The sequence below is a fragment of the Xanthomonas euroxanthea genome (assembly GCF_900476395.1).
GTDB classification, from domain to species: Bacteria; Pseudomonadota; Gammaproteobacteria; order Xanthomonadales; family Xanthomonadaceae; genus Xanthomonas; species Xanthomonas euroxanthea.
The window spans coordinates 871,586-896,105 of record NZ_UIHB01000001.1; the positions used below are offsets into that span (position 1 = coordinate 871,586).

Annotated in this window: 20 protein-coding genes; 17 read left to right on the plus strand and 3 right to left on the minus strand. The window is 66.7% G+C overall.

What is annotated here, in order from left to right; translation table 11 throughout:
- Window positions 1-102: 102 nt before the first annotated feature.
- The 3 genes from CPBF1521_RS03750 to gnd all read left to right on the plus strand — a co-directional run bounded on the left by CPBF1521_RS03750 (window position 103) and on the right by gnd (window position 2,957).
- A complete protein-coding gene (locus CPBF1521_RS03750) occupies window positions 103-483 on the plus strand; it encodes a glycine zipper 2TM domain-containing protein (RefSeq protein WP_104583789.1) in 381 nt (126 codons plus the stop codon).
- A gap of 141 nt (window positions 484-624) precedes the next feature.
- A complete protein-coding gene (locus CPBF1521_RS03755; protein ID WP_235858394.1) occupies window positions 625-1,995 on the plus strand; it encodes a hypothetical protein in 1,371 nt (456 codons plus the stop codon).
- A 20-nt stretch (window positions 1,996-2,015) separates the two neighbouring features.
- Complete coding sequence (gene gnd / locus CPBF1521_RS03760; protein WP_104649208.1) at window positions 2,016-2,957, plus strand: phosphogluconate dehydrogenase (NAD(+)-dependent, decarboxylating); 942 nt, start codon at window positions 2,016-2,018, stop codon at window positions 2,955-2,957.
- Window positions 2,958-3,161: 204 nt separating this feature from the next.
- On the opposite strand, the gene CPBF1521_RS03765 is transcribed toward gnd, so the two are convergent.
- The gene (locus CPBF1521_RS03765) at window positions 3,162-4,229 is read right to left on the minus strand and encodes an oxidoreductase (protein ID WP_115676031.1); all 1,068 of its coding nucleotides are present in this window, start codon (window positions 4,227-4,229) and stop codon (window positions 3,162-3,164) included.
- A 151-nt stretch (window positions 4,230-4,380) separates the two neighbouring features.
- Between CPBF1521_RS03765 and CPBF1521_RS03770 the strand changes: the two genes are divergently transcribed.
- The 5 genes from CPBF1521_RS03770 (at window position 4,381) to folK (ending at window position 9,398) form a co-directional block, all read left to right on the plus strand.
- Window positions 4,381-4,752, plus strand: a complete 372-nt coding sequence (locus tag CPBF1521_RS03770) for a BON domain-containing protein (RefSeq protein ID WP_164739034.1) — start codon at window positions 4,381-4,383, stop codon at window positions 4,750-4,752.
- A gap of 286 nt (window positions 4,753-5,038) precedes the next feature.
- Window positions 5,039-6,850 carry a sensor histidine kinase gene (locus CPBF1521_RS03775; RefSeq protein ID WP_104583791.1) on the plus strand — a complete coding sequence of 604 codons (1,812 nt, stop codon included), beginning with the start codon at window positions 5,039-5,041 and terminating at the stop codon, window positions 6,848-6,850.
- Window positions 6,847-7,287, plus strand: coding sequence for a response regulator (locus tag CPBF1521_RS03780; protein ID WP_104583792.1), 441 nt, complete (start codon window positions 6,847-6,849; stop codon window positions 7,285-7,287). The genes CPBF1521_RS03775 and CPBF1521_RS03780 overlap by 4 nt, the downstream gene beginning before the upstream one ends.
- Window positions 7,288-7,290: 3 nt before the next feature.
- A complete protein-coding gene (locus tag CPBF1521_RS03785; RefSeq protein ID WP_104649205.1) occupies window positions 7,291-8,793 on the plus strand; it encodes an ATP-binding response regulator in 1,503 nt (500 codons plus the stop codon).
- Window positions 8,794-8,885: 92 nt separating this feature from the next.
- Window positions 8,886-9,398: a 2-amino-4-hydroxy-6-hydroxymethyldihydropteridine diphosphokinase gene (gene folK, locus CPBF1521_RS03790; RefSeq protein ID WP_115676033.1), complete on the plus strand. Its 513-nt coding sequence runs from the start codon at window positions 8,886-8,888 to the stop codon at window positions 9,396-9,398.
- A 12-nt stretch (window positions 9,399-9,410) separates the two neighbouring features.
- On the opposite strand, the gene CPBF1521_RS03795 is transcribed toward folK, so the two are convergent.
- Window positions 9,411-10,148, minus strand: coding sequence for a pteridine reductase (locus CPBF1521_RS03795; RefSeq protein WP_115676035.1), 738 nt, complete (start codon window positions 10,146-10,148; stop codon window positions 9,411-9,413).
- Between CPBF1521_RS03795 and CPBF1521_RS03800 the strand changes: the two genes are divergently transcribed.
- Window positions 10,147-11,400, plus strand: a complete 1,254-nt coding sequence (locus CPBF1521_RS03800) for a class I SAM-dependent methyltransferase (RefSeq protein ID WP_180496884.1) — start codon at window positions 10,147-10,149, stop codon at window positions 11,398-11,400. The two genes, CPBF1521_RS03795 and CPBF1521_RS03800, sit on opposite strands and share 2 nt — an antisense overlap.
- Complete coding sequence (locus tag CPBF1521_RS03805; RefSeq protein ID WP_115676037.1) at window positions 11,388-11,804, plus strand: VanZ family protein; 417 nt, start codon at window positions 11,388-11,390, stop codon at window positions 11,802-11,804. The genes CPBF1521_RS03800 and CPBF1521_RS03805 overlap by 13 nt, the downstream gene beginning before the upstream one ends.
- 1,222 nt (window positions 11,805-13,026) lie before the next feature.
- Here CPBF1521_RS03805 and CPBF1521_RS03815 read toward each other — a convergent pair.
- Window positions 13,027-13,887 (minus strand): 2OG-Fe(II) oxygenase, encoded by an 861-nt coding sequence (locus tag CPBF1521_RS03815; RefSeq protein WP_104649733.1) that lies wholly within the window; start codon window positions 13,885-13,887, stop codon window positions 13,027-13,029.
- A gap of 189 nt (window positions 13,888-14,076) precedes the next feature.
- Between CPBF1521_RS03815 and CPBF1521_RS03820 the strand changes: the two genes are divergently transcribed.
- From CPBF1521_RS03820 to gspG, 7 genes are all read left to right on the plus strand, one after another.
- Complete coding sequence (locus CPBF1521_RS03820; protein WP_115676040.1) at window positions 14,077-15,555, plus strand: hypothetical protein; 1,479 nt, start codon at window positions 14,077-14,079, stop codon at window positions 15,553-15,555.
- Window positions 15,556-15,634: 79 nt separating this feature from the next.
- Window positions 15,635-18,286 (plus strand): TonB-dependent receptor domain-containing protein, encoded by a 2,652-nt coding sequence (locus CPBF1521_RS03825; protein ID WP_115676042.1) that lies wholly within the window; start codon window positions 15,635-15,637, stop codon window positions 18,284-18,286.
- A gap of 158 nt (window positions 18,287-18,444) precedes the next feature.
- On the plus strand, window positions 18,445-19,257 hold the full coding sequence (locus CPBF1521_RS03830) for a type II secretion system protein N (protein WP_115676044.1): 813 nt from the start codon (window positions 18,445-18,447) through the stop codon (window positions 19,255-19,257).
- A complete protein-coding gene (gspD, locus tag CPBF1521_RS03835) occupies window positions 19,254-21,335 on the plus strand; it encodes a type II secretion system secretin GspD (protein WP_115676046.1) in 2,082 nt (693 codons plus the stop codon). Before CPBF1521_RS03830 ends, gspD begins: the two co-directional genes overlap by 4 nt.
- Before the next feature lie 4 nt (window positions 21,336-21,339).
- The gene (gene gspE, locus CPBF1521_RS03840) at window positions 21,340-22,827 is read left to right on the plus strand and encodes a type II secretion system ATPase GspE (protein WP_235858395.1); all 1,488 of its coding nucleotides are present in this window, start codon (window positions 21,340-21,342) and stop codon (window positions 22,825-22,827) included.
- Window positions 22,814-24,010 (plus strand): type II secretion system inner membrane protein GspF, encoded by a 1,197-nt coding sequence (gene gspF, locus CPBF1521_RS03845; protein WP_115676515.1) that lies wholly within the window; start codon window positions 22,814-22,816, stop codon window positions 24,008-24,010. The genes gspE and gspF overlap by 14 nt, the downstream gene beginning before the upstream one ends.
- A gap of 28 nt (window positions 24,011-24,038) precedes the next feature.
- Window positions 24,039-24,503: a type II secretion system major pseudopilin GspG gene (gspG, locus tag CPBF1521_RS03850; protein WP_115676516.1), complete on the plus strand. Its 465-nt coding sequence runs from the start codon at window positions 24,039-24,041 to the stop codon at window positions 24,501-24,503.
- Window positions 24,504-24,520 lie beyond the last annotated feature (17 nt).

The window sequence follows — 24,520 nt, forward strand, 5'->3', positions numbered from 1 at the left end:
TGCCAAAGCCTGAATCGCTGGCCGCACGCTTCACGTTGCGTTCTCGACCAACTGGCGAAAGTGGAACCATGACTCGCCGAAGGGGCGAGATGGAGACAGACGATGAAGATGCGCAATTCCCTCGTGGGTATGTCCCTGATCGCGTTGATGGCGACGAGCACCTTGGCGCAGGCGCAGACGCGGTCGCATCAGCAGCGTTATACCGAAGCAGATGAAGGTCGCAAGTTCGGCGACGGAACGCGCGTGCGCTGCCGCAATGTCGAAGTGCAGAAGAACTCGACCGATCCCAATCGGATCGGCGGCACCGTCGCCGGCGCTGCCATCGGCGGACTGCTCGGCAATCAGGTCGGCGGCGGCAACGGCAAGAAGCTGGCCACAGTGGCTGGCGCGGTCGCCGGTGGTGCAGCGGGCCGCACCATCCAGGGCAACCGCCAGCAGACCAATGGCAATCGTCAGGTCGAGCGCGTCTGCGAACGTCGCTGAGAATGATGTATTGAATCCAGCGAGCCCCGGTCCTGCCGGGGCTTTCTACGTCTGAGGGTGCAGCGCCTTGCTGCCGATCCGCGTCACCGCAACTAGATGAGTGTTTTACGCAGCTCCCGCAAGCGATTGCAGGCAGGACGCATGCGGCTTGCGTTCGCAGCCGCACCTGCGGCTGCACCGCATGGACGGCGTGGTCGCCTTGGCGTGCGCCTGTGCGCTGCTGCGTTGCTCGCCGCGCAGCTGCTGCAGTCCGCCTTGGCCACGCCGAGCGAGGCCGCGCGCAAGGCCCCGGTGGACTGCGTCGACATCCTGTTGCGCCAGCTCGGTTGGGAGATCCGCAACGCTGCGGTGAGTGCGCCGGTGATCCAGCGCGGCGAACCGTGCACGCGCGCGTCGCTGGCGCAGGCGCGCGCGGCCGGCGATCTGCAGCTGACGCTGCCGGCCAGCTGGAACACGCAACAACGCGCCGCCACGCTCGTGGCCTTGCTGGACGATACGGCGACCCAATGCGCGTACGCGTTCGAACTCGGTGCGGCCACGCGGCGCGCCGCCACACGGCTGCAGGACAACCCGGGCTACCGGTTTTCGGCGCTGCAACTGGGCTGGATCGGCTTCGGCTGGCGCGGCGCGGCGTCGCAGGGCTGGAGCGGCTTTCGCAGTTTCGGGCGCGGCTATCAACCGCGCGGCAGCAACGCGCAGGCGCTGGATGCGTTCTACCACGGCCAGGTGCGTTCCGAATGCGGGGTGGGACGGCAGGTGGCCCAATTGGCCACGCAGCGCGAACTGTATGGCGATGCGGGATTCGATCAGGTGTTCAGCGCCGGCGAGTTGTCGATCGGCACCTTTTTGACCCTGCACGACACCGACAGCATCCTGCTGGGTGCGCATGCCGGCGACTTCTTCGCCGACGGCAAGGCGGTCAGGACCGCGCAACTGGGGCGCCAGGCATTTGTCGGCGCGCCGGGGTTCATTGCGCATGTGTTCGACAAATCGTCCCTTGACGACATCCACAACCAGGCCGAGAACTTCGTGGTGGTGGATGTGAGCGACGCAGCCGCGCAGGCGCTGGCCCAGCACGGCGGCTTGGCGCATTACGACGCGCGCAACCGGCAGATCTGGGAGCTGGCCAGGGAGCTGCGCGGGCCGGGCAAGCGGCGCTTCGAGCGGCTGCTGTACGAGCGCGATGCCGCGCTGCGCGCCACGCTCGATGCGCAACAGCAGGCACGCCTGCAAACGCTGCAAGGCCTGCTGGATGACCCGTTCTACCAGGGCTTTCTGGTGTACGTGCATCCCAAGGGCATCAAGCCGATTGGGTACCACGTGGCGCGCCTGCTCGATCGCAACCCGCGCACGCCGTATGCCATCGACCTGACCTTGCACAACCTGCGCAGCACCCTGTACTGGCGCTGGATCGACTGGCAGCTGCAGCAGTGCGGCGCCGGCACCGCCGCGGAACAATCCATTGAGAATTCCGCCACGCCGGCGTACGCCGGGCGTGGCACCCTGCACTGATCAGATCATGAGGAGCGATTATGGAACTGGGTATGGTGGGTTTGGGCCGCATGGGCGCCAACATGGCCGAGCGCCTGGTGCACGGCGGACACCGCGTGCATGGCTACGATCCGGGCGAAAGCGCGCGTCGCAGTGCGCAGGCCAAGGGCATTGTCACCGCTGATGCGCTGGCCGCGCTGGTGTCCGCGCTGCCGAGCCCGCGCGTGGTGTGGTTGATGGTGCCGGCGGGCAAGATCGTCGACGACACCCTGGCGCAGTTGCTGCCGCTGTTGCAGCCTGGCGACATCGTCATTGACGGCGGCAATTCGTACTACAAGGATTCGCAACGCCGCGCCGCGTTGTTGCAGGCCAGCGGTATCGCCTTTGTCGACTGCGGCACCAGTGGCGGCGTCTGGGGCCTGCAGGAAGGCTATAGCCTGATGGTGGGCGGCGACGAAGCGGCGGTGACCACGCTGCATCCGGTGCTGGCCACGTTGGCGCCTGCCGCGGACAAGGGCTGGGGCCGGGTCGGTCCGAGCGGCGCCGGCCACTTCACCAAGATGGTCCACAACGGCATCGAGTACGGAATGATGCAGGCCTATGCCGAGGGCTTCGCGCTGATGCAGCACAAGACCGACTTTGCGCTGGACCTGCACCAGGTCGCCGAGATCTGGCGCGATGGCAGCGTGGTGCGTTCGTGGCTGCTGGACCTCACCGCCGATGCGCTGGCGCACAATCCGACCATGGCCGGGATTGCACCGTTCGTGGCCGATTCGGGCGAAGGCCGCTGGACGGTGGCCGAGGCGATCGACCTGGAAGTGTCGGCGCCGATCATCACCTTGTCGCTGATGGAGCGCCTGCGCTCGCGCGACAAGGATTCGTTCACCGACAAGCTGCTGGCCGCAATGCGCAACCAGTTCGGTGGTCATGCGGTCAAGACTACCACGGAAGCCGCGCCGACGATCGGCAGCAAGGACGTCTGAGCGATCGCGCCGACGCCTGCGCGCCTGCATGGCGCGCAGTGCAGGTCTGTTCCATCGCGTCTGTGTCTGGCGACTGCCGGCGTGCCCACTGACTGAGTGCGGTGCGCATTGATGCGGTGCCCGCACGTGGCACCGCAGGACGCGGGCGCGCCATTGCCGATGCCGAATATCGGTTGGGCGCCTGCACCGGCGCCCGGCCGTGCATCAGCCGCGCGAAGCCGCGCTCGCGCCTTCCAGCCATTGCACCTGGCCCGAGGCTGCACTGCGTTGCGCCAGCTCCAGCAGCTCCATCACCTGCACCGCGTCGGCGCCACTGACCGGCGCCGGGCCGGTGCCTGCCAGGGCATCGCGGAAGGCGGCGTAGCACTGCCGGTAGTCGCCCGGCGTGGTGTCGGGTTGATGGGTGTGCACGCGGCCTTCGTCGTCCACGCGGGTCAGCGTGCCCGGGAGCGGGTCCACCCCCCAACCGGCGGTTCCGGGGCGGCGTCCGGCGCGTAGCTGGTCTTCCTGCGTGTCCAGCCCGTGCTTGAGATAGCTGCCACGGGTGCCGTGCACGGCAAAGCGCAGGCCACTGTCGGCCACCAGCGAGCCGGCATGCAGGATCACGCGCAGCCGCGGATACCGCAGGGTGACGTGGAAGTAGTCGTCGCTGCGCGCCTGGTTGCGTTGACGCTGCAGATCCGCACCGATCGCCTGCGGCGTACCGAACAGCTGCAGCGCCTGATCGAGCAGATGCGGCCCCAGGTCGTACCAGAGACCGGCGCCGGGGATGTCGCTCTCGCGCCAGCGGTCGCGCACCTGCGGCCGGAAGCGGTCGAAGTGCGAATGGAATTCCACCACCTCGCCCAACTGGCCTTCCTCGATCAGCCGGCGCACGGTCAGGAAGTCCGCATCCCAGCGCCGGTTCTGGAACACGCTGACGATGCGTCCGGCCGCTGCGGCAGCAGCCACCACCGCGCGCGCCTGCGCGGCGTCCAGCGCGAAGGGCTTGTCGACCAGCACATGCTTGCCGGCTGCCAGGGCCTGCAACGCGAACGGCGCATGGGTCTGGTTGGGAGTGGCCAGCACCACCGCATCCAGCGCGGGATCGGCCAGTGCCGTGTCCAGATCGGCAAGCACGGCGACCTCGGGAAGGTCGGCCTGTGCCTGCTGCGGCTTGGACGACACCACGCTGTGCAGTGTCAGGCCCGGAGTGCTGGCGATCAGCGGGGCATGGAAGGTGCGGCCGACATAGCCATAGCCGACGACGGCCAGATTGAACGGTTTAGGCATTGAAAACGGTTCATCGCAACGACGGAAGAGGCCTGCATGGTATTGCACACACCCGTGTGCGCCGGGTTCACAACCCCTGCATCCGGCAGTCACGTGTGCACGACGAGCGCCACTGCAGACTCCAGCCACATTCAACAGGAGGGACTATCCGATGAAGAACATCACACAGGTACGTAAGCTGCTGGCCGTGGCGCTGTCGCTGGGTCTGGCGCTGGGCGCCTCGCAGGCATTTGCCGCGCCGCAGGAACACGCCGACCACAAGGACCATGCCGCCGGCATGAACGAGTCCAAGAAGCCGGTCACCGACACCTGGATCACCACCAAGGTGAAGGCCGACCTGCTGGCGACCGACAACGTGTCGGGCACCGACGTCAAGGTCGAGACCAAGAACGGCATCGTCACCCTGACCGGCACGGTTGCGACCAAGGCCGAGCACGACAAGGCCGTGGCAGTTGCCAAGGGCATCGAAGGCGTCAAGAGCGTCAAGTCCACCGGTCTGAAGGTGGTCGCTGCAAAGATGTAAGTGCAGCGGTAGCGAATGCCGGGCCAGCCGAGGCGAGGCGGCTGATCCGAGCACGAGGCGCACTCCCAGGAGTGCGCCTTTTTTGTTGTCTGCGCCCGACGCAGGCAGGCCGACGGGCGGCGGGGCGCTCGCGCCATTTTCACGTTTACTGCACTTATCATATGCCCATTCAGCTATGTCGCCATCGGAGCGACCAGGCTGAATCGTTAATCTCATCTCTGGCCTGATCGGACACAATACCGACTTGCCTTCGGGGCCCTGGCAGCGAGCGGACACAGACCTAGCAATGCAGACAACGGTCCAAGCAGACAAATGGGATCGCTGGCGCCTGCCGTTACTGGCGGTTGCCGTGTTCCTGATTGTGGTGGTGCCGTCGTTGCTGCTGCAGCAGATGGCGCACAACGCCAACCAGGCCGCAGTGTGGGTCTCGCATAGCCAGGACGTGCAGGAGACCGCCCAGCGTCTGGAAGCGGCGATGCGCGACACCGAATCGGCGGCCTTGATGCGCTCGCATGGCGTGCAGCGCCCGGCCCTGCTGGAGCGCATGCGGCGCGGCCGGCGCGAGTCAATGGACGCCGTTCAGCGGTTGATCGTGCTGACCAAGGACAACCCCGCGCAACAGGTGCGGATGGGGCGCATCCAGAGCACCATCGAACGGCGCCTTTTGCTGGCCGAGCGGGTTGCGGTGACCACCGACCCGGCGCAGATCCGCGCGCTGATCAACGACATGACCCTGAACAACCCGATCCGCGTGCTGATCGACGAGTTGCAGGAGGCCGAGGGCAAGCTGCTGGAGTTGCGCAACGTGCGTGCCGAGACCGAGCGGGCGCATTACGCGGTGTTGAGCTGGGCCACGCTGGTGGTGCAGCTGCTGCTGCTGGGCACGGTGACCTGGTTGCTGCAGCGGCAGATCCGTCGCCGCCTGGCGGCCGAGCAGGAATACCTGCGCGCCAACGGCCGCGCGTCGTCGGTGTTGCAGACCGTGCGCGAGCCGATCGTGCTGCTGGACTCCAGTCAGCGCATCCTGCTGCACAACCCGGCGTTTGCCGAGCTGTACGGGCTGGAGGAGCGCGGCAACGAATCGATGGCGCTGGACGACGTGGGCGAAGGCGTGTGGCGCGATGCGCAGATCCATCAGCGGCTGGCCGACGTGCTGCTGCGCGGCCGCGAGTTGTGGGATTACGAACACGAGCAGCGTGCCGCCGATGGCGTGCTGCGCACCATGCTGATCAACGCGCGGCGCATGCCGCTGCCGGACACCAGCGACGAAGACGTGGTACTGATGACGGTCAGCGACATCAGCCTGCAGAAGGCCTCGCAGCTGCGCATCCAGGAGCTCAACCGGCAGATGGAAGGCAAGGTGGAGCAGGTGTCGGAGGTCAACCGCGAGCTGGAGGCCTTCAGCTACTCGGTCTCGCATGATCTGCGCGCGCCGCTGCGCCATGTGGCTGGATTCTCCGACAAGCTGGCGCGCCATCTGGGCGATGCGGCGGACGAGAAATCGCGTCACTACATGGAAGTGATCAGCAGCTCGGCGCGGCGCATGGCCTCGTTGATCGACGATCTGCTGGTGTACTCGCGCCTGGGCCGCAGCGCGCTGCGGCTGCAGGCGGTGGACATGCAGTCGCTGGTGTCGGAAACGCGCGCGATCCTGGATTCCAACGTGCAGAGCGAGAACACCGGCCACCGGGTGGACTGGCACATCGCGCCGTTGCCGGTGCTGGTGGCCGACGAAAACATGATGCGCCAGCTGTGGATGAACCTGCTTGGCAACGCGGTGAAATACAGCGCCAAGCGCACGGTGGCCAGGATCGAGGTCACCTACACGCCGATGGCCGACGGCGGCCATCAGTTCAGCGTGCGCGACAACGGCGCCGGCTTCGACATGGAATACAGCGCCAAGTTGTTCGGTGTGTTCCAGCGCCTGCACAAGGCCAGCGAATACGCCGGCACCGGCATCGGCCTGGCCAGCGTGCGGCGCGTGCTGACGCGTCACGGCGGCCGGATCTGGGCCGAGGGCGCGGTCGATGAAGGCGCCACGTTCTATTTCGTGCTTCCCCCTGCGCTTGAAGCGCCCAACCAAGAGTTCACTGTATGACCGCCATCCGTACCATTCTTCTGGCAGAAGACAGCCCGGCCGATGCGGAAATGGCCGTCGATGCCTTGCGCGAAGCCCGCCTGGCCAATCCCATCGTGCACGTCGAGGACGGCGTGGAAACCATGGACTATCTGCTGCGCCGGGGCATCTTCGCCGATCGCGAGGAAGGCCTGCCGGCCGTGTTGCTGCTGGACATCAAGATGCCGCGCCTGGACGGGCTGGAAGTGCTCAAGCAGATCCGCAGCGAGGAGACGCTCAAGCGCCTGCCGGTGGTGATCCTGTCATCCTCGCGCGAAGAGAGCGACCTGGCCCGCAGCTGGGACCTGGGCGTCAATGCCTACGTGGTCAAGCCGGTGGACGTGGATCAGTTCTTCAACGCAGTCAAGACGCTCGGCACATTCTGGGCGGTCATCAATCAGGCACCGGAGCTGGACTGACCCATGCTGCATGAGGGGGGCAAACTGGAGCAGCTGAAGATCCTTCTGGTGGAAGATTCACCGGAAGACGCCGAGCTGTTGTCCGACCAGCTGCTCGATGCCGGGCTGGATGCGGCATTCGAGCGCGTGGACAGCGAGCCGTCGCTGCGCGCTGCGCTGGATGCATTCCAGCCGGACATCGTGCTGTCGGACCTGAGCATGCCCGGTTTTTCCGGCCATCAGGCACTGCGCCTGGTGCGCCAGAACGGCGCCACGCCCTTCATTTTCGTCTCCGGCACCATGGGCGAGGAGACTGCGGTCAAGGCGCTGCAGGATGGCGCCAACGACTACATCATCAAGCACAACCCGACCCGCCTGCCGAGCGCGGTGATCCGTGCGATCCGCGAGGCGCGCGCCGACCTGGAGCGCCAGCGCGTGGAAAGCGAGCTGATGCGCGCGCAGCGGCTGGAAAGCCTGGCGATGCTGGCGGCCGGCTTGAGCCACGACCTGCGCAATATCCTGCAGCCGTTGCTGATCGTGCCCGACCTGCTGGCCGGACGCACCGACGATCCGCAGCTGCGCCAGCTGGCCAACGTGGTGGCCGAATGCGGCCGGCGCGGGCACGAGATGGCCGAGTCGATGCTCTCGTTCGTGCGTGGCTCCAACAAGCCGCGCGAGCAGGTGTCGATCGCCAGCCTGTTCCAGGCGGTGCAGATGTTGCTCAAGAGCAGCCTGCCCGACGGCGTGCGCCTGCAGATGGACACGATCCCGCTGGATCTGACCATCGAGGCCAACTACACCGAGTTGCAGCAGTGCCTGCTCAACCTGGGCCTGAACGCGATCCAGGCGATGCCCGGTGGCGGCATGTTGACCCTGTCGGCCGATCGCCACGATGGCACGCGGGTACGCATGAGCGTGGCCGATACCGGGGTGGGCATGAGCGATGACACCCGCGCGCGCCTGTTCAGTCCCTTCTTCACCACCAAGGCCGATGGCACCGGCCTGGGGCTGATTTCCTGCAAGCGCATCGTGGAAAGCTACGGCGGCAGCATCGTGGTCGACAGCCGCCTGGGCGAGGGCACGCGCTTTGACATGATCGTGCCGATGCGTGCGGCCGCGGTGACGGTTGCCGACACCGAGCCGCCGCTGGCATTGGGGCATGGGCAGCGCGTGCTGCTGGTGGATGGCGAGGCCACGCGCCTGTCGCTGCTGGGCAATGCCTTGTCCAGCCAGGGCTACCAACCGCAGCTGGCCAGCGATGGCGCAGCGGCGCTGCAGCTGGTGCAGCAGCACGCGATGCCGGACCTGGTGATCATCGACAGCGACATCATCCAGCTGTCGGCGGTGAGCGTATTGTTGAGCATGCAGGAGCTGGGCTATCACGGCCCGGCGATCGTGCTCGAAGATGTCGGCGCGCCGCTGCAACGTTCGTACTTTCCGCCGGATATCCCGGTGCATGTGCTGCGCAAACCGCTGGAGATGCGCCGGGTGTTCCGCGCGGTGGCGCACGCGCTCGAAGTGGTCTGAGGCCAGGGTTTGGCGCGTTGCGGGCGGGCATGGGCGCATGCGGCACGATGGCAACAGTTGACGCTGATGCGGGCTGCATGCGCGAATAACGCATGACCACCGTGCTTCTCAGCCTCGGCAGCAATGTCCAGCCGACCCACTACCTGCGCCTGGCCGTCGACGCCTTGCGCGCGCGCTTCGGCCCACTTGCCATCTCCCCGGCGTATCGCACGCCGGCGGTGGGCTTCGACGGGCCGGACTTCGTCAACAACGCCGTGGCGCTGGACACGGACATGGACCTGCAGGCGCTGGACCAGTGGCTGCATGCGCTGGAAGATGTGAACGGCCGCGATCGCAGCGGCCCGCGTTTCAGCGACCGCACCCTGGATGTGGACGTGGTGTTCTTCGGCGATTGCATCGTCCAAGGCCCCGGACATCTGCGCATCCCGCGGCCCGAGCTCAAGCATGCCTTCGTGTTGAAGCCGCTGGCCGATATCGCGCCGGACTTCGTCGACCCGCTGAGCGGGCAGACCCTGGCCGCGCTGTGGCAGGCGCATCCGCAGCACGGCGTCGCGTTCACGACGGTGCAGCTGGATCCGGCCCCGGCGCTGGATGTGGCGCGCTAGCGTCGTTGCAGCTCAACTGAGCTGGCGGCCGCCATCCACATGCAGGGTGTGGCCGGTGACGAAGCCGGCATCGTCCAGCAGCCAGCGCACCGCCTCGGCGATTTCCTCGGGCGTGCCGATGCGCGCCAGCGGCGTGCGCGCCAGCAGCGCCTGCCTGGCGTCTGCAGACTTGCCTTGCTCCGGCCACAGGATCGCACCGGGCGCGACCGCGTTGACGCGCACCTCTGGGGCCAGCTCCAGCGCGAGCGAGCGGGTGAGCATCTCCAGCGCGCTTTTGGACGCGCCATACAGCGGATGGTTGCGCATCGGCTGCTGCGCATGCAGGTCGGTGAGGTTGACGATGGCGCCGCGGTGCTGGCGCAGCTGCGCGGCGGCCGCCTGGGCGATGAAGAACGGCGCGCGTGCGTTGACGGCGAACAACTCGTCCCATTGCGCCGCCGTCGCTGCGCCAAGCGCGGTGGGATAGAACGCGGAGGCATTGTTGACCACGCCATCCAGGCGGCCGAACGCGGCGATGCAGTCGGCAACCAGCTGCGCCGGCGCCTCCGGCAAGCGCAGGTCGGCGTGCAGGGCCTGCGCACTGCCGGCGCGCTGCGCGCAAAGCTCCGCTACACGCGCGCCGAGCGCCTCGCCGGAGCGGTGCGCATGCAGGGCAACGCGGTAGCCGGCCGCATGCAGCGTGGTGGCGATCTGCGCGCCGATACGGCGACCTGCACCGGTGATCAACACCACCTTGGAACTGTCTGTCATGGCGTACTCGCTCGGCGTTGCAAAGGGCTCGGCTATCCTGTGCATTGTCCCCGCAACCGGTGCCCGCATGCACGCCGACCTTCCTATTCCCGATCCGGACGCCCTGGCGCACAGCGAGCAGCTGGCCGCGCATCTGCGCGCCGAGATTGCCGCCGCCGGTGGTGCGATTCCGTTTTCGCGTTTCATGGAGCTGGCGTTGTATGCGCCGGGCCTGGGCTATTACAGCGCCGGCTCCAGCAAGTTCGGCGAGGCCGGCGATTTCGTCACCGCGCCGGAGCTGGGACCCTTGTTCGCGGCCACCGTGTCCGGTGCGCTGGCGCCGGTGCTGCAGCAGCTCGGGCCGCAGGCGCGCGTGCTGGAAGTGGGCGGCGGCAGCGGCGCATTTGCCGAAGTCACGCTCAAGCGCCTGCTCGAGCTGGATGCGCTGCCGGAGCGTTACGCAATCCTGGAGCCAAGCGCGGACCTGCGCGAGCGTCAGCGCGAGCGGCTGGGACGCAGCCTGATCCCGCCGGTCTTTGACCTGGTCGAATGGCTGGACGGTCCGTTCCCGGACGATTGGGATGGGGTGCTGTTCGCCAACGAGGTGATCGACGCATTGCCCACGCCGCGCTTCACGCTGCGCGACGGCGAGGTGTATGAGGAAACCGTGGTGCTGGATGCGCAGCAGCAGTTCGCGCGCGGCGAGCAGCCGGCCGACGCATTGCTGGGCGCGGCGGTACGGCACCTGGAACGCTATCTGGAGCAGCCCTTCGCCGATGGCTATCGCTCCGAGTTGCTGCCGCAGTTGCCGTACTGGATCCAGGCCGTGGCCGGCGGGTTGAAGCGCGGTGCGATGCTGTTCGTCGACTACGGTTACCCGCGTGGCGAGTTCTATCGTGCGCAGCGCGAAGACGGCACCTTGCGCGCGTTCTATCGCCATCGCATGCATGAGGATCTGTATCGCTGGCCGGGCCTGCAGGATCTGACCGCGTCGGTGGACTTCACCGCGTTGGCCGAGGCTGGCACCGGGGCCGGTTTCGAGTTGGCTGGCTATTGCACGCAAGCCAGCTTCCTGCTCGGCAACGGCCTGGATGCGTTGCTGGCACAGGCCGATACGCGCACCGATGAAGTAGGGCGCATGCGCTTGCGCGAGCAGATCAAGCGGCTGACCTTGCCCAGCGAAATGGGCGAGCGCTTCCAGGTGATGGGGTTTGCGCGCGATGTCGATTTTGCGCCGGCATTTCTGGCGGGCGATCTCACATGGCGGTTGTAAGCCCGGCGCTGCGGCCGTTCCATCGACCACGGTTGTGGGTAGGCCTGTGGATTGCCGCAATCCTGGTGGTGATTGCAGTGTGCATGGGGCCGCCGCCGGAATTTCCGGAACTGCCGTCCAACAGCGACAAGGGCGAGCACTTCTTGACGTTCGCGTTGTTGTGCTGGGGGGCGGTGCAGCTGTTCGCCACCCGGCGCGCGCTGTTGTCTGCGGCATTCGGACTGGTGCTGTTGGGGATCGGCATCGAGATCGCGCAAGGGGCACTGACCACCAACCGCAGCGCGGATCCTTATGATGCATTGGCCGATACGCTGGGCATCCTCGCCGGCTTGTGCCTGGCGTGGACGCCGCTGCGGTGGGTGATGCTACGGATGGACAGGCGCATGTTCGGGCGGCGCGGATAGGTCTCGTGTGGAGCGGTTGATCTGTCGTTTTTTTTGGAAGGATCCTTGCCCGCCCAGCATCGCGGGACACGCTGCAAGGAGGAGTGGCCGATCGACGGCTCTGCGGATAGATCAGCTGTGGAGCGGGTGATCTGCGGTTTTTCTGCAGGGCCCTTGCCCGCCCACCATCGCAGGACACGCCGCAAGTACATCCGTGTAGGCTCTTACGCGGCATCCATGCCGCGTAAGGTCCCGCGACGGTGAGCGGGCAAGGACCTGTGGAGATGGTCGGTATGCGCAGTTACAAGCAGGGCATGGCGTGCCTTGTTTCAATCACGTTGCGTCCGATCCGTTCCTCGAGCAGGCCGAGCGGCAGACAGGCTTCCAACACGCAACCTGCAAACGTCTTGTCTGCTCACCGCAAGCCCAGTAACACGCTTTCAAGAAAGCAGCCGATTAACCCTCTGGTGCGGTGCCCTCGCCGGTTGCGGGACCGTGTGGCGGCATGGATGCCGCCACCGAGCCCCCAGGGACGGGTTCACGGCGTGTCCCGCAAGCGGTGAGGGCGCCGCGCCCTCGACTCACCGTGCTTTTGATTCAAACATCCGATCGCGACTGAAGAACCATGCCGTTGCAGATCTCGGCTGCTTTGTACGTCGTGTATCTGAGGGCTTGGAACGTGCGGATGGATCAGCGGTAGAGCGGTCGATCTGACGCTTGGTTGCAGGGCCCTTGCCCGCCCACCATCGCAGGACACGCCGTGAATCCGTCCATGGAGGCTCTTACGCGGCATCCATGCCGCGTAAGGTCCCGCGACGGTGAGCGGGCAAGGACCTGTGGAGATGGTCGGTGCGCATGGAAGAGCAGTGCTGGATGTGTGCCTTGTTCGATCATGAAGCATCGGCTCCGCGTCTGATGTACGCCGCACCACAGGCAGCTTTTCAGATGAGGGCCGACTAACTGTCTGGTGCGGTGCCCTCGCCGGTTGCGGGACCGTGTGGGGGCATGGATGCCGCCACCGAGCCCCCAGGGATGGGTTCACGGCGTATCCCGCAAGTGGTGAGGGCGCCGCGCCCTCGACTCACCGTGCTTTTGATTCAAACATCCGATCGCGACTGAAGAACCATGCCGTTGCAGATCTCGGCTGCTTTGTGCGTCGTGTATCTGAGCGGATCTGCATGGGAATAATCCGGTTGCATCACGATCGTCGACAGGCGATTACGTACGCGTGTGACCGCCGCTCTCAGCCGGGCAGGCGGACTGCACGCTCGCGCAGCCACTTGGTCGCGACCCACTTTTCGCCCGCCAGTACCGGCGCGCCGGCGTGCAGGCTGCGTGTCATCGGATGCGGGCGGTCGTAGCTGAAGAACACTGCGTTGCCCTTGACGGCGGCCACGTCCAGATGCGCATCGGGAAAGCGCGTGGCGCCGCCGCGTTCCGGCGTGTTGAGATACATCACCAACGATGCGACGCGCTGACCGCCGGCCTGCAGCAACACCGGTGTGCCTGCGGCAGCAGGGTCGAAGTAATCGTAGTGCGGCTGATATTCGGCGCCGGTGGCATAGCGCAAGACCTGCAGTCCTTCGCCGTGGTCGACCGGCCAGTCGAGCAGGCGTGCGATGCGTGCTTCGACGCGTTGGCACAGCGCGTCCTGCCCCAGCTGCAGGCACATGCTGTGGCTGGTGCGCGCGGCATGCACGATCTGCGCGCCGTTGTCGTTGTCCACGGTGCGCGAACGCACCAGGCGTGGCTGCGCCAGTGCGATCAATGCATCGCACTCGGCATCGGACAGAAAATCGCCCAGCACCACCACGCGCGGCAGCAACAGGCTGACCAGCACGCGTACCTGGCGATCGCCCAGGTCCAGCAACGAGGCATCGTTGTCCTGTAGCACCGCCGGCACGCGCACCGGCACCGGCAGGCCATGCGTCTGCGCGTGGTGCTGGATGTGGTTACGCAGCAGGGCTTCGACTGCGTCGATGGCGTCCTGTTCGTTCCAGCCTTGATCCAGGAGCGGCTGCAGCGCCTGTTCGGGCGGCTGGCCGGCCATTGCCTGCGCAATGATCCAGTCGCCCAGGGCGGCGGGGATGGTGGTCGAGGTCATCCCGCTACAGTGCATGTCACTGTGTGGCAGGCATATGTCAATTGTGTCGTGGTAAGACAAATGACACAGACACCCCCTATAAAAGTGACGGGGATCTAGAACGTGCTCGCCACTGCAGTGGGCGGAACGCAGCCAATTCTTGACGACTCCTCTTCATACCGGACCTTTTTTGACCTGGAGATCAGCCGCATGTCCGTTCGCAATAGCAGCAAGACACTTCTCATGACGTTTGGTACCGCGCTGGCGTTGTCGGCCTGCGGTGGTGGTGCCGATCGTGTCGCCTCGCCCGGCGAGGGCGCATTTCCGCCGGCACCGACGCCGGCTCCCGCACCCACCCCGGCGCCCACGCCGGCACCGACGCCGGCTCCGGCACCGACCGGCCCGGCCGCCGATTGCCCGACCGGTTTTTCCAATGTCGGCACCATCGCCAACAACACGCTGCGCGCCTGCCAGCTGCCGGACACCATCAACGGCAATCTGGTGGTAGCGGCACGTGCGGGCACGGCGTATTCGATCAGCGGACGCGTCAACGTGGGCACCGACCGCGGCGGCAATGCCATCGCTCCGGCCGCCGGCAGCACGCAGGGCATCCTGACCATCGAACCGGGCGTGACCTTGTTCGGTTCGGCCGGTAGCGACTACATCGTGGTCAACCGCGGTTCGCAGATCTTTGCCGAAGGCAGCGCCACTGCCCCGATCGTGTTCACTGCACGCCAGGCCCTGGAGGGCCAGGTCAGCGCCAACACCATCGGCTTGTGGGGCGGCATCGTGGTGCTGGGCCGCGCGGCCATCAACAACTGCCCGGGCACCACGGTCTCCGGCACGCCGGAATGTCAGGCGCAGGTGGAAGGCACCAACGCCTTTTACGGCGGTAACAGCGCCACCGACAACAGCGGTTCCCTGCGCTACCTGCGGGTGATGTATTCGGGCTTCGAAATTTCGCCCAACAACGAGCTGCAGGGCATCACCCTGGCCGGCGTGGGCAGCGGCACGCGCCTGGATCATGTGCAGATCCACAATAGCTCCGACGACGGGATCGAATGGTTCGGTGGCACCGTCAATGGCAGCCACATCGTGATCACCGGCGCCGACGACGATTCGCTGGATACCGACGCCGGCTGGAGCGGTGCCCTGCAGTTCGGCATCGTGGTGCAGCGCGCCGGCGGTGGCGACCGCATGAACGAGTGGAGCAGCCTGCGTCGCCAGCCGTATTCGCGTCCGAAGGTGGCCAACTTCACCTACGTGGGCAATGCGCGTGCCGGTGCGGCAATCATGCTCAACCAGGGCACGCAGGCCGCGTTCTACAACTCGGTCGTCACGCGTCCGGCCGGTGGCACCGGTGATGGCCTGGTGTGCTTCAACCTGGCCGATGCCGACACGCTCGGGACCTTCAATTCGGTGTTCTTCGCCTGCCCGACCGCCTTCGGCAGCGATGCGCGTGCGGCCACCCAGTTCGCGGCCGGCACCAACAATGTCGCCAATGGCATATCCACGTTGCAGAACACCTTCGTCAATGGCGCCAACGAAAGCGCCGTGCCGGCCTTCCAGGGCTTGAACGGGGTGAGCAGCTTCTTCCAGCAGGTGAACTACATCGGTGGCGTGCGCGATGCCAACGACACCTGGTGGCAGGGCTGGACCTGCGGCCTGACCGCCGATCGTCCCTGCTGAGGCACAGCATCGCCAGGCAGCCCACGCGGCTGCCTTGTGATGCGTCCAGCTTCATCTTTCAGTTGCCAGGGCTCCCACGATGCGAACCTCCGCTGTCGCCCGTCTCTCGCGGACGGGCCTGTCTCTTTCCATTTCCACCTTGCTGTTTTCCGGCGCTGCGCTGGCACAGTCGACCAGCACCGATGCCGGCTCCACCACTGGCACCAGCAGCACCACCAGTGCGCCCAAGCAACTCGACCAGGTCGTGGTGCGTGGCGAATACATTCCCGAACCGATGCTGCAGACCTCGGAGGTGGCCTCGTTCGTCACCCGCGAGGACATGGAGCGCACCGGCGACAGCAGCGCGGCGGTGGCGCTGACGCGTGTCACCGGCCTGAGCCTGTCGCGCGGCAAGTATGTGTATGTACGCGGCCTGGGCGAGCGTTATTCCTCGGCGTTGTTCAATGGTTCGCCATTGCCCAGCCCCGAGCCGATGCAGCGGGTGGTGCCGCTGGACCTGTTTCCCAGCGATGTGCTGGACAGCGTGACCGTGCAGAAAACCTATTCGGCCGATTATCCGGGTGAATTCGGCGGCGGCGTGATCGATCTGCAATCGATGGCGGTGCCGGACAAGCCGTTCCTGTCGCTGACCGTGGGCGGCGGCGTCAACAGTGTCAGCACCGGCGAAAAAGGCCTGACCTACTACGGCTCCGGCGATGACGAGTGGGGCTATGACGACGGCACGCGCAAGCAGCCTGCCGCGTTGCGCGATGCGATCCAGAGCGGCCGGCGCGTGGACCTGGGCAGTTTTTCGCGCGAGGACATCCGTAGCATCGGCCGTAGCTTGAACAACGCCAACCTGTACGTGCTGCAGGAAAAGGACAGCATCGCCCCGGACGTCAATGTCGGCGGCAGCGCCGGTTACAGCATGGACGTGGGCGAGGCCAAGCTGGGCATCATCGCGGTGGCCAGCTACGACAACGAGTGGCGCACGCGCACCGGCAAGCAGCAGGACGGCATCTTTGTCGGCGATAAGGTCGAGTTCAATTCCAACTACGACTTTGCCACCACCCGCAACAACGTGCGCACCAACGGCATGCTGGGCCTGGGCTGGGAGTACGGCAGCCACACCATCGGCTGGACCACCTTGTATGTGCACGATGCGTTGAAGGTCGCGCGCAGCCGCGCCGGCCGCGACGAACTGGCCGGTTTCGATGTGCGCGACGACAACACCGAGTGGTACGAGCGCCAGCTGATCAACAACCAGCTACGCGGCACGCACGCGTTCGGCGAGTACGACGACTTGAAGATTGAATGGCGCGCAGCGGTGGCCAACGCCAGCCGCGATGTGCCGTACGAAACCGGCATTCGCTACGAGCTGCTGGATGGCTACTGGGCGCACGATGCCTCGCGCGTGCAGAACTACACCCGCTTCAGCAAGGTCGACGACACCGTGGCCAGCGGCGGGGTGGATGTGACGTGGCGTTTGCCGATCGAGCGCGATGTCACCCTCAAGGGCGGTCTGGCCTATCTGGACAACGACCGCAGCGCATGGAGCCGTGAATTCCGCTTCCTGGCACTGGACGGCCCGTTGCCGTTCTACAACCAGTTCCAGCGTGTGGATTATCTGATCTCCGACTACAACCTCAGCAACGATCTGCTGCGCCTGCGCGAGACCACCGGCAGCTTCGGTGCGGCCGCGTACGATGCGACCTTGAAGGTCAAGGCGGCCTATCTGCAGGCCGAAGGCGAGATCGTGCCGACGCTGCGGGCCACCGTCGGCGTGCGTTATGAGGACGCCACGCAGGCGGTGCATCCGTACGACATCTTCACCGGCGCACGCCAGGACAGCGTGGCGCCGCTGGAGAACAGCTATGCGCTGCCATCGGCCACGGTGACCTGGAATTTTGCCGAGAACCAGCAGCTGCGCTTTGGTGCGTCCAAGACCATTGCCCGCCCGCAGTTCCGCGAGATGGCGCCGCAGCAGTACCTGGACCCGGATATCGACCGCCAGTTCTTCGGCAACCCGTTCCTGGTCGATAGCGAGCTGGTCAACCTGGATGCGCGTTACGAGTGGTTCTTCGAGCCAGGTGAGTATTTCACCGTCGGCGCGTTCTACAAGAGCATCGACAAGCCGATCGAGGCCATCGTCAACGATGCACCGGGCGGCGGCATCGTGCAGAGCTTCATCAATGCGCCAGAAGCCACCTTGTACGGCATCGAGCTGGAAGCCAAGAAGTATCTGGACTTGCCGATCGCGGCCGACTGGTGGGGTGACAACCGGGTGTTCCTGTCCGGCAACTACACGCGCACCACGTCGGAAGTGAGTGCCAGCGATGGCGACACCGTGCAGCCGTTCGGCTTCACTGCGCCGGTGCAGGCGACCTTGTTCATCCGTGATGGCTCGGCCCTGCAGGGGCAGTCCGACGACATCGCCAACCTGCAGATCGGCGTGGAAAGCGAAAGCACCCACAGCCAGGCCACCTTGATCGCCAACTATGTCGGCGAGCGGGTATCCGCGCGTGGTCGCCCCGGGCAACCGGATTACATCGACAAGCCGGGTACCTCGCTGGATCTGGTGATCAAGAAGGGCTTGGTGTGGTCGGGCAATACGCTGTCGCTGAACTTTGCCGCACGCAACCTGCTCAAGACCCGCTACCAGGAGTACCAGAGCCTGGGCAGCAACCGGGTAGACCTGTACGAGTACCAGCCCGGCGTGACGTATGACCTGAGTGTGACAGCCCGCTTCTGATCCGACGCCCGCTGCCTGTATCGCAAACGCCCGCCCTGCCTCGCATGGCGGGCGTTTTCGTCTGCGGCTGTGGCGCCGTGTGTCGGCCTGTGTCATCGCTTTCTTCGAACTGACACATTGCGGCCGCATTCTGTCATCCGACCGCAATCCTGAGACGGATGTCCGCTTTGCAGCGCGTTTTGCCCTCCTTGAAACCCCTGATGTCGGCGCGTGGCCGCAGCGCGGTGGCCTGCGTGCTGCTCGCGTTGCTGGCGCTGCAATGCGCGCGCGTGTTGTGGGTGGTGATCACCCCGATCGGGCCGCTGGGCATCGCCCAGGTCGCCGCGCCCGCGAATGCGGAGCTGCCCGCACTGCGCCGCGATGTGTTCCATCGCAGCGTTCCGGAGGCCAGCAGCGACGGCATCGTGTTGCATGGTGTCCGCGCAGGCGGCACGCAAGCGGCTGCGTTCCTGAGCAGTGGCGATGGCCGACAAGGCGCGTATCGCATTGGCGATGTCGTGGTAGCTGGCGTGACAGTGCAGGCGATCGCGAGCGATCACGTGCTGCTGCGTACCGGCAGCGGCGTGCGACGTCTGGCCTTGGTGGAATCCACAGCGTCGTCGGCGCCGCCCTCGCCAGCAACGAGCGCGGCAGCAGCCACCAGCGCCGCACCTGCGGTGATGTCGAATGTCGGCGCAGCGGCTGGCACGGCCACGGCAATGGCTGTCGACCCGCAACAGCTGCTCACCACCGCCGGCCTGCGTGCAAGCGAGGATGGCAGCGGGTTCACCGTGATGCCGCGCGGCGATGGGGCCTTGCTGCGCCAGGCCGGCCTGGCCCCAGGCGATGTGCTCACCCAGCTCAATGGCCGCACGCTCGATGCCGAACACCTGCGTGAGCTGCAGGACGAACTGCGCGATGGCCAGGCGGCCACGCTGACCTACCGCCGCGACGGCCAGACCCACACCATGACCTTGAAGCGCCCGCAATGACTGCTGCCCGCCCCGCATGGCTGCTTTCGGCCGCCTTGTTGCTCGCACTGCCGGCGGTGCCGATGGTGTCGCTGCATGCCGCCGACGCACCGGCCGTGCGCCTGCAGGACGTGGACCTGCGTGTCTTCATCCAGGACGTGTCGCGTGCCACCGGCATCACCTTCATCGTGGACACGCGCGTGCAGGGCACGGTCAACGTGGCGCGCGCGCAGGCGATGTCGGAACAGGACCTGCTCGGCATGCTGCTGGCGGTCCTGCGTGCCAATGGCTTGATCGCGGTGTCCAGCGGGCCGTCGACCTATCGCATCATTCCCGACGATACCGCTGCGCAGCAGCCCGGCAGCGCGGCCAACGGGAACCTGGGGTTCGCCACGCAGGTGTTCACCCTGCAACGCGTGGATGCGCGCAGCGCTGCGGAGATTCTCAAGCCGCTGATCGGCCGTGGCGGCGTGATCATGGCGATGCCGCAGGGCAACAGCCTGCTGATTGCCGACTACGCCGACAACCTGCGCCGCGTGCGTGGCCTGGTCGCGCAGATCGACACCGACCGCGCGGCAATCGACACGGTGAGCTTGCTCAATAGTTCCGCGCAGGAACTGGCGCGCACGCTGACCTCGCTGTTCGGGCAGGCCGGCGAACGCAGCAACGTGCTGTCGGTGTTGCCGGTGGACAGCAGCAACTCGCTGATCGTGCGCGGCGACCCGGCACTGGTGCAGCGCGTGGTGCGCACTGCGGTGGATCTGGATGGGCGTGCCGAACGTCGCGGCGATGTCAGCGTGGTGCGCCTGCAACACGCCAGCGCCGAGCAATTGCTGCCGGTGTTGCAGCAACTGGTCGGGCAGACCCCGGGCAACGAGGCGCAGCCTGGGCAGGACACGCGCTCCAGCGCGGTGGATGTGGCCGCCGCTGCTGCGGGCGCTGCGCAGACGCAGGTGATCACGCCGGCCGCCGGCAAGCGCCCGGTGATCGTGCGCTACCCCGGCTCCAACGCCTTGATCATCAATGCCGACCCGGAAACCCAGCGCGCCTTGATGGATGTGATCCGTCAGCTGGACGTGCATCGCGAGCAGGTGCTGGTCGAAGCGATCGTGGTGGAGATTTCCGACACCGCGGCCAAGCGCCTGGGCGTGCAGCTGCTGTTGGCCGGCCGCAATGGCACGGTGCCGTTGATCGCCACGCAGTACAGCGGCGCGTCGCCGGGCATCGTGCCATTGGCCGCGGCAGCGGCCGGCACGCGCAGCAACAACGGCGACGACGATTCGGTGCTGGAACAGGCGCGCAATGTGGCCGCGCAATCGCTGCTGGGCCTGAGCGGCGGCCTGATCGGGCTGGCCGGGCAGAGCAACGATGCGGTGTTCGGCATGATCATCGATGCGGTCAAGAGCGACACCGGCTCCAACCTGTTGTCCACCCCGTCGATCATGACCCTGGACAACGAGCAGGCACGCATCCTGGTCGGCCAGGAAGTGCCGATCACCACCGGCGAAGTGCTGGGCGCGGCCAACGACAACCCGTTCCGCACCATCCAGCGCCAGGACGTGGGCGTGGAGCTGGAAGTGCGCCCGCAGATCAATACCGCCGGCGGCATCACCCTGGCGATCAAGCAGGAAGTCTCGGCCATTGCCGGGCCGGTCAGCGCGCAGTCGTCGGAGCTGGTATTCAACAAGCGCCAGATCGAAACCCGCGTGGTGGTGGAAAACGGCGCCATCGTCGCGCTCGGCGGCCTGCTCGACCAGAACGACCGGCAGACCGTGGAGAAGGTGCCGCTGCTGGGCGATGTGCCCGGGCTGGGCGCGCTGTTCCGGCACAAGTCGCGCAACCGCGACAAGACCAACCTGATGGTGTTCATCCGCCCCACCATCATCCGCGACGCGGCCGATGCGCAGCGCATGACCGCACCGCGCTACAACTACCTGCGCGATCGCCAGTTGGCCGATGGCGACCCGGAAGCCGCGCTCGATGCACTGGTGCGCGACTACCTGCGCGCACAACCGCCGCAGCTGCCGGCGGCGCCGTCGCCAGCCGTGCCGGCGCCGGCAACAACGCCTGCGCCCGGCGCGCGTCCCGCGCAGCGCTGATGCCATGAACACTGCGCGCGCCAGCATTTCCTATGCGTTCGCCAAGCGCCACGGCGTGGTGCTGCTCGGCAGCGACAGCGCCGCGCAGATCGGCCTGCGCGAAGGCGGCGATGTGCAGGCCCTGATCGAGCTGCGGCGTGCGCTGGGCCTGCCATTGCAGGTCCGCACCCTGGCACCGTCGGTGTTCGACCGGCACGTGTCGGAGATCTATGCCGATGCCGGCATGGAGCAGGGCGTGCAGGTCGAGGCGCTGGACCTGCACGGCAGCCTGGATTCGTTGATCGACGACATCCCCACCGCCGATCTGCTCGACAGCCAGGACGATGCACCGATCATCCGCCTGATCAACGGCATCATCGCCGAGGCCGCGCGCCTGGGCGCCTCGGACGTGCATCTGGAATCCTACGAATCGCGGCTGCGCGTGCGGCTGCGCGTGGACGGGGTAATGCGCGAAGCGGCCACCTTGCCCGGACGCATCGCGCCGCTGCTGGTGTCGCGCGTCAAGGTGATGGCACGGCTGGACATCGCCGAAAAACGCATCCCGCAGGATGGCCGCGTGTCGCTGGTGATGGGTGCCAAGGCACTGGACGTGCGCGTGTCCACGCTGCCCACGCGCAGCAGCGAGCGCGTGGTGCTGCGCATCCTGGACAAGGAGCAGGGCACGCTGTCGTTGACGCAACTGGGCATGCCGCCGGCGGCAATGCACACGGTGCAGCGCGCCCTGCAGGTGCCCAACGGCATCGTGCTGGTGACCGGGCCGACCGGCTCGGGCAAGACCACCACGCTGTATGCGGCGCTGAGCCTGCTCAACGATGGCTCGCGCAACATCCTCACGGTGGAGGACCCGGTGGAATACGCCATCGACGGCGTCGGCCAGACCCAGGTCAACGCACGTGTCGGCATGACCTTCGCGGCCGGCTTGCGCGCCATCCTGCGCCAGGACCCGGACGTGGTGATGATCGGCGAGATCCGCGACACCGAGACCGCGCAGATCGCCGTGCAGGCCAGTCTGACCGGTCACCTGGTGCTGTCCACCGTGCACACCAACGATGCGGTGGGCGCGGTCACGCGCCTGCGCGACATGGGCATCGAACCGTTCCTGCTCGCATCGAGCCTGCGGCTGATCCTGGCCCAGCGGCTGGTGCGGCGCCTGTGCACGCAGTGCCGCGCCCCGCGCCCGCTGGATGCCGGTACCCGCCAGATGCTGGAGGCGCCGGCCGATGCAACGCTCTACGGCGCGGTGGGCTGCGCGGCCTGCCATCACAGCGGTTACGCCGGGCGCGTGGGCGTCTACGAAGCCATTGCGGTGGATGATGCGATGCGTCGGCTGATCGGCGACAACGCCGATGAAGATGCCCTGGCGGCGGTGGCCTTCGCACGCGCCCCGCGCCTGGGCGATGCCGCGCGTGCAGCGGTGCTGCAAGGCCTCACCACACTGGAAGAGGCGCTGCGGGTGACCCGCCAGCAGGACGATGCGCATGCCGCGGTTTGACTACACCGTGCTCGATCTGCACGGGCATCGCCGCCAGGGCGTGATCACCGCCGACTCGGCGCAGGGTGCACGCGCGCAACTGGAGCAGCGGCAGTGGGTGCCGGTGCGCGTGGAGGCGGCGGTGGCGGCCAGCAGCGTGCGTCCGGCGCGTTTCAGCGGCAAGGATCTAGTGCTGTTCACCCGCCAGCTGGCCACGCTGGTGGAGACCGCGCCGCTGGAGGAAGCGCTGCGCACCATCGGCACGCAGTCCGAGCGTCGCGGCGTGCGCCGGGTCACCAGCCAGACGCATGGGCTGGTGGTCGAAGGCTTCCGCCTGTCGGATGCGATGGCGCGCCAGGGCAGTGCGTTTCCGCCGTTGTATCGGGCGATGGTGGCCGCCGGCGAAAGCGCCGGCGCGCTGCCGCAGGTGCTCGAGCGCCTGGCCGATCTGCTGGAGCGGCAGGCACAGGTGCGCAGCAAGCTGCAGTCTGCACTGGTCTATCCGGCCGCGTTGGCCCTGACCGCCGGTGCGGTGGTCATCGTGCTGATGACCTTCGTGGTGCCCAAGGTGGTCGACCAGTTCGATTCGATGGGCCGCGCATTGCCACTGCTGACGCGCGCGGTGATCGGCGTGTCGAACTTCCTGCTGCATGCGGGCATTCCGCTGCTGGCGGCACTGGTCATTGCGGTGATCGCCGCATTGCGCCTGCTCAAGCGCCCGCAGCTGCGCCTGGCGGCCGACCGCGCCGTGCTGCGTGCGCCCTTGCTCGGCCGGTTGATCCGCGACCTGCATGCCGCACGCATGGCGCGCACGCTGGCGATCATGGTCAACAGCGGGCTGCCGCTGATGGAAGGCCTGATGATCGCCGCGCGCACCGTCGACAACCGCGCCTTGCGGCTGGCCACCGACAACATGGTCACGGCAATCCGCGAGGGCGGCAGCCTGGCCGCGGCAATGAAGCGCGCCGGCGTGTTTCCACCGACGCTGCTGTACATGGCCTCCAGCGGCGAAAACAGCGGGCGCCTGGCGCCGATGCTGGAGCGCGCCGCCGATTATCTGGAGCGCGAGTTCGCCTCCTTTACCAGCGCGGCGATGAGCCTGCTGGAGCCGGCCATCATCGTGCTGCTCGGCGGCGTGGTGGCGGTGATCGTGCTGTCGATCCTGCTGCCCATCCTGCAATTCAACACCCTCGCGCTTGGTTGAGCGCGGCCGCCTATTTCTGGAGATCCTCATGCAGTCCATCCGTCACCGCCAACGTCCTTGCTCGCTGTCCTCGCAAGCGCGAACGCGCGGCTTCACCCTGGTCGAGTTGATGGTGGTCATCGTCATCATCGGCCTGCTTGCCACGGTGGTGATGATCAACGTGATGCCCAGCCAGGACCGCGCCATGGTCGAGAAAGCACGCGCCGACGTGGCTGTGCTGGAACAGGCACTGGAAACCTATCGCCTGGACAACCTCAGCTACCCGAGCACCGAACAGGGCCTGCAGGCCTTGCTCACCGCGCCAAGCGGCCTGACCCCGCCGGAGCGCTACCGCCAGGGCGGCTATATCCGCCGCCTGCCCGAAGATCCGTGGGGCCACGCCTACCAGTACCGTCGCCCGGGCCGCAACGGTGGCTTCGATGTGTACTCGTTCGGTGCCGATGGCGCCGAAGGCGGCGACGCCGACAATGCCGATATCGGCAACTGGCGCTGAGGTGCGGCAGTGTTCGC

Coding starts and splice junctions, on each gene's coding strand:
- CPBF1521_RS03750 (WP_104583789.1), top strand. CDS start 103: ATGAAGATGCGCAATTCCCTCGTGGGTATGTCCCTGATCGCGTTGATG.
- CPBF1521_RS03755 (WP_235858394.1), top strand. CDS start 625: ATGCGGCTTGCGTTCGCAGCCGCACCTGCGGCTGCACCGCATGGACGG.
- gnd (WP_104649208.1), top strand. CDS start 2,016: ATGGAACTGGGTATGGTGGGTTTGGGCCGCATGGGCGCCAACATGGCC.
- CPBF1521_RS03765 (WP_115676031.1), bottom strand. CDS start 4,229: ATGCCTAAACCGTTCAATCTGGCCGTCGTCGGCTATGGCTATGTCGGC.
- CPBF1521_RS03770 (WP_164739034.1), top strand. CDS start 4,381: ATGAAGAACATCACACAGGTACGTAAGCTGCTGGCCGTGGCGCTGTCG.
- CPBF1521_RS03775 (WP_104583791.1), top strand. CDS start 5,039: ATGCAGACAACGGTCCAAGCAGACAAATGGGATCGCTGGCGCCTGCCG.
- CPBF1521_RS03780 (WP_104583792.1), top strand. CDS start 6,847: ATGACCGCCATCCGTACCATTCTTCTGGCAGAAGACAGCCCGGCCGAT.
- CPBF1521_RS03785 (WP_104649205.1), top strand. CDS start 7,291: ATGCTGCATGAGGGGGGCAAACTGGAGCAGCTGAAGATCCTTCTGGTG.
- folK (WP_115676033.1), top strand. CDS start 8,886: ATGACCACCGTGCTTCTCAGCCTCGGCAGCAATGTCCAGCCGACCCAC.
- CPBF1521_RS03800 (WP_180496884.1), top strand. CDS start 10,147: ATGGCGTACTCGCTCGGCGTTGCAAAGGGCTCGGCTATCCTGTGCATT.
- CPBF1521_RS03795 (WP_115676035.1), bottom strand. CDS start 10,148: ATGACAGACAGTTCCAAGGTGGTGTTGATCACCGGTGCAGGTCGCCGT.
- CPBF1521_RS03805 (WP_115676037.1), top strand. CDS start 11,388: ATGGCGGTTGTAAGCCCGGCGCTGCGGCCGTTCCATCGACCACGGTTG.
- CPBF1521_RS03815 (WP_104649733.1), bottom strand. CDS start 13,887: ATGACCTCGACCACCATCCCCGCCGCCCTGGGCGACTGGATCATTGCG.
- CPBF1521_RS03820 (WP_115676040.1), top strand. CDS start 14,077: ATGTCCGTTCGCAATAGCAGCAAGACACTTCTCATGACGTTTGGTACC.
- CPBF1521_RS03825 (WP_115676042.1), top strand. CDS start 15,635: ATGCGAACCTCCGCTGTCGCCCGTCTCTCGCGGACGGGCCTGTCTCTT.
- CPBF1521_RS03830 (WP_115676044.1), top strand. CDS start 18,445: ATGTCCGCTTTGCAGCGCGTTTTGCCCTCCTTGAAACCCCTGATGTCG.
- gspD (WP_115676046.1), top strand. CDS start 19,254: ATGACTGCTGCCCGCCCCGCATGGCTGCTTTCGGCCGCCTTGTTGCTC.
- gspE (WP_235858395.1), top strand. CDS start 21,340: ATGAACACTGCGCGCGCCAGCATTTCCTATGCGTTCGCCAAGCGCCAC.
- gspF (WP_115676515.1), top strand. CDS start 22,814: ATGCCGCGGTTTGACTACACCGTGCTCGATCTGCACGGGCATCGCCGC.
- gspG (WP_115676516.1), top strand. CDS start 24,039: ATGCAGTCCATCCGTCACCGCCAACGTCCTTGCTCGCTGTCCTCGCAA.